Below are 3,476 nucleotides of genomic sequence, written 5' to 3'. Positions count from 1 at the left end.
AACGGGCGGCCTCGGCTTCATAGCGCGCGATCCAGGCCTGCGCCGGATCGGCGGGATCGACCAGCGGCGCGGCTTCGTCGCTGGCTTTTTCAGCGGCCGCGAGCGTCCATTCCTCGTCGGTCGGCAGGCGGTGCGTCACGCCCGTCTTCTGCGAGATCCAGGCCGCATAGGCCGAGGCGTCGTGCCAGTTGACGCCGACCATCGGAACGTCCGGCGCGCTGCTCGCGGCGGCAACGCGCGGGCAGCCGCCGTCGGCGACGCATTGCGCATATTCGCCCGCGGTGACCAGATGATCCATGATGAGGAGATCGGAGGGCAGACGCAGTTGGCGCAAGGGACCCGCGACCGGCTTGCCGTTTTGCGAGAAATCGCCGGCGGCACGATAACTGAAGACGGCGGAGGAAAGCCGCAGCGCGCCGTCCGGGCCGTCATGATTGTCGCGCGGCACCGGCGCGAACGTGGTCGCGAGCACCGGCGCGACCAGCGCGCCGACGATCATCGCCGTCTTCACTTTCATCACGATGAGCATGACGGTGCTCCTGTGTTGGCAGGAGAGCCCGCGGAACGAACCGCAGGCCCTCCATCAACGCCACACTACCGGGTGACGGCCACCGGTTGAGCGGCGCCGACTTTCTCCGGCGGGATCGGGCCGGGAGGCGAGACCTGCTTCATCAGATCGTCGTTCCACTTGCCTTCGACCTTGACGTGGGCCGTGGCGCCGAGTTCGACCGCCTCGATCAGGTTGTGGTTGACATAGGCGTAGACGCCGGGTTCGCGGAAGGTGTAGAGCGCGGCTCCCGCCGAACCGCCACGCACGAACCAGGTCTCCAGATCCTTCTGCGGCGGATTGTTGAATTTGCCGGCTTCCCAGACATAGTCGCCGTGACCGCCGATCAGGTGCGGACGGGTGTCGCGGTTGGCTTCGGAATGCACGAACATGACGGTCTCGCCGACCTTTGCCGTCAACGCGTTCTTGCCGGTGAGCGCGCCGACGCGCCCCTCGAACACGACATGGGTCGGAATCAGCTTCCTCATCACCTCGGTCGTATCCGCATAGGATTCGGCGAGCGTCTCGTAGGTCTTGTACTTGCCGTTTTCATCCTTCGGCACGTAGAGATCGTTTTCGCCGATGTAGTAGATCTTGTCGTAGTGCAGCGGCTTGCCGTTCTCGTCCTTCAGGCCCTCGCGCGGCAGCACCATCACGGTGCCGTGCATGCCCGACACGACGTGCCAGGGAATCATGCCCTCCGGCGCGCAGTGATAGATGAAGACGCCGGCGCGCGTCGCCTTCCAGCGCAGCACTGCTTGCTCGCCGGGATTCACCTTGGTCAGCGCACCGCCGCCAAGACCTCCCGTCGCTGAATGCAGGTCGATATTGTGCGGCATGGAGTTGGTTTCGGGATTGACCAGCGTGAGCTCCATGTAGTCGCCCTCGTGAACGACCATCATCGGACCCGGCATCGAGCCGTTATAGGTCATGGCCCAGAACTTGGTGCCGGCGCTGTCGATCACGACTTCCTTTTCCTGCACCGTCAGCTTGAATTCGAGAATCTTCGGCCCGGCCTTGGTGGCCTGCTCATGCGGATGGACGAAGGGAGGCGCGACCAGATCGACGTGTTCGCGCGGCAGCTTCAGTTCGTCGGCCAGCGCCGGCATCGTCATCATCATCGCCGCGACCGCGGCACCCATCAGGGCTGTCCTTCTCGTCAGCATTGTCCTCTCCATCGGTTCGGTTCGCTTCATTCGATGGCGCCACCATGCATCTGCGGCGCGCAACGATCTTTGTGCTGGATCAACCAGGAGAGCGGTTGGGGAAGAGGTGAGAGCGGGCGTGTCGAAGATGAGTGTCGCGATACCGAATTCGCATCACGGATGCAGCGACATTTCGGAATTTCTTAACCACCGCGCCGGCCTTTCGACGCCGCAGGGTTCGTCGATCCGCGGAGGCGAATTTCAAGCGTTTGAAGCGCGATGCTCTAGGCGTCGGTGCTGCGCTCGGCGAGCGCGTTGAGGCGGCGGAGATCGCACAGCACGATGCGCTGCCGGCCGCCTTCGACCAGCCCGTCGTTTTCCCAGGCGCTGAGGATGCGGCTCACCGTGTGCAAGGTGGTGCCGGTCATCTCGGCCACGTCCTGACGGCTGATCGGAAAATCGATCTCGATGCCGGCATCGACTTTCCTGCCGGCCTGCTTGGCCAGACGAAGCAGCGTGTGTGCGACCCGCTGCTCGACCTGCTCGGTCGAGATCTCCATGACGCGGGCTTGCGTGTCCTGCAGCCGGCTGCCGACGGTCTGCAGTGCGCTCGCGGCGAGGCTCGGATATTTGGCGATCAGCCGCGGCCAGGAGGCGGATGGCCAGGCCAGCGCGATGCTGTCGACGGCGGCGACCGCAGTTGCCGGATAGTGCGTCAGGTTCATGGCCTGCGCGACGCCGAACAATTCGCCCGCCGAGACATAGCGCACCACCGACTGCTGTCCCTGCGGCGTGGTCTTCTCGACCCGCAGATGACCGTAGAGCAGAACGAAGAATCGATCGGCCTTGCCGCCTTGATCGAACACCGCCTCGCCCCTGGGATAGCGGATCGAACGCGCCTCGCGCAGCAGTTCGTCCTGTTCGGCCGGCGCAAGCCCGGCGAACATCGGCAGTCCCGCCACCAGCGACCGATCGACCGCGGCCATAGCTATCCTCTCGAACAGGCCGCCCGTGATCTTCGGTATGTCGGGAATCGTCGGCGCCGCCTGATCTTTAGCGCGGGGCGGGGCGGCAGGAATTGCGCTAACTCAATATCCGGGCGACCGGGGACATCTATTCTGGCTCTGCACGGCGCCGGCTCGGAGCCGCAGCCTTTGACTCAGCCGCGCCAGCTTCGCCAATGGGTCGGATGGATCAATACTGCCTCGTCGGTCCACACATTGTACCACAGGCCGGATCTGCGACGGCACGGAAAGCGCAACGCTTCGATTCCCGCCACGGTGACGTGACCGAGTTCGAGGTCGCAATGGTCGGGAGCGATCGCGATCGGAAGCCAGCCGTCGCGCGCATGGTCGCTGCACATTGAAGTCCTTCTGCCGCGAGTGCGGCCGTCCGTTTTGATCCAACGCAACGGCGCGCGCTACCCGTTGTTTTGCGGGAGTGGGCGCAAGCGGACAGAAATTTGCGCTTTAGCAAAGAGTGCTGCGTCGCGCTGCCTTAGGATTGATCATCGAACGGGAAGATGCCGATGACGACGATGCAGAAATTAAGAGGCTACAGGGGACCGGCGCTGTTTTCCTACGGGTTCCGGCCGTTCTTTCTGTTCGGCGCGATCTATGCCGGCGCGATGATACCGCTCTGGCTTGCGGTGTTCTCGGGCGACATCCGCATGGCTACCGTGTTCGCGCCGCGCGACTGGCACGTCCACGAGATGCTGTTCGGTTATGTCGGCGCGGTCGTCACCGGCTTTCTCCTCACCGCGATCCCGAACTGGACCGGCCGCC

5 protein-coding genes are annotated in these 3,476 nt (G+C 64.2%); 1 reads left to right on the top strand and 4 read right to left on the bottom strand.

The features are described 5' to 3' along the window. The 4 genes from VFL62_RS11910 to VFL62_RS11895 all read right to left on the bottom strand — a co-directional run. The coding region (locus VFL62_RS11910; protein WP_325172577.1) for a formylglycine-generating enzyme family protein at positions 1-529 on the bottom strand (529 nt) is incomplete at its 3' end. A 65-nt stretch (positions 530-594) separates the two neighbouring features. Further along, positions 595-1,713 carry a copper-containing nitrite reductase gene (gene nirK / locus VFL62_RS11905; protein WP_325172576.1) on the bottom strand — a complete coding sequence of 373 codons (1,119 nt, stop codon included), beginning with the start codon at positions 1,711-1,713 and terminating at the stop codon, positions 595-597. A gap of 263 nt (positions 1,714-1,976) precedes the next feature. Beyond that, a complete protein-coding gene (locus tag VFL62_RS11900) occupies positions 1,977-2,678 on the bottom strand; it encodes a Crp/Fnr family transcriptional regulator (RefSeq protein WP_325172575.1) in 702 nt (233 codons plus the stop codon). Between the two features lie 173 nt (positions 2,679-2,851). Then, positions 2,852-3,055, bottom strand: coding sequence for a hypothetical protein (locus VFL62_RS11895; protein WP_325172574.1), 204 nt, complete (start codon positions 3,053-3,055; stop codon positions 2,852-2,854). A gap of 165 nt (positions 3,056-3,220) precedes the next feature. On the opposite strand from VFL62_RS11895, the gene VFL62_RS11890 reads away from it, so the two are divergent. Beyond that, positions 3,221-3,476, top strand: a 256-nt coding sequence (locus VFL62_RS11890; protein ID WP_325172573.1) for an NnrS family protein, incomplete at its 3' end; no start/stop codon positions are given.

This window comes from Bradyrhizobium sp., from assembly GCF_035701725.1.
Classification (GTDB): domain Bacteria; phylum Pseudomonadota; class Alphaproteobacteria; order Rhizobiales; family Xanthobacteraceae; genus Bradyrhizobium.
This window is presented reverse-complemented; position numbering and strand designations above follow the sequence as displayed.

Excerpts from the sequence above, each read along its gene's own strand:
- nirK (WP_325172576.1), bottom strand. The coding sequence starts at position 1,713 with ATGCTGACGAGAAGGACAGCCCTGATGGGTGCCGCGGTCGCGGCGATG.
- VFL62_RS11900 (WP_325172575.1), bottom strand. The coding sequence starts at position 2,678 with ATGGCCGCGGTCGATCGGTCGCTGGTGGCGGGACTGCCGATGTTCGCC.
- VFL62_RS11895 (WP_325172574.1), bottom strand. The coding sequence starts at position 3,055 with ATGTGCAGCGACCATGCGCGCGACGGCTGGCTTCCGATCGCGATCGCT.